A 220-nucleotide genomic window follows, 5' to 3' on the forward strand; every position below is an offset into this window, starting at 1 on the left:
CGGCGGCCAACGCCCCGGCGCTATCTAGACCGCGGTACTCTCCACATGTTCAGCGTCATTGGGTCTTAACCGCGCTGCGATCAGGCAGCCGGCGACAATAAGCGCCGTGCCCGATATCGTTACCAGCGTGAGTCGCTCGCCGTACATAAACCAGCCCAGCAGTGACGCCCAGACAAACGCCGTGTACTCCACGGGAATTAGCGCTTTCGCCTCGGCCCGG

The 220-nt window shown here is 62.7% G+C and carries 1 protein-coding gene; it reads right to left on the bottom strand.

Features of this window, described 5'->3' with window-relative positions; genetic code table 11:
* Positions 1-24: 24 nt before the first annotated feature.
* The coding region (locus tag A3709_RS23060) for an EamA family transporter (protein ID WP_156507595.1) at positions 25-220 on the bottom strand (196 nt) is incomplete at its 5' end.

It is taken from the genome of Halioglobus sp. HI00S01, from assembly GCF_001635445.1.
In the GTDB taxonomy this organism is placed as follows: domain Bacteria; phylum Pseudomonadota; class Gammaproteobacteria; order Pseudomonadales; family Halieaceae; genus Halioglobus; species Halioglobus japonicus.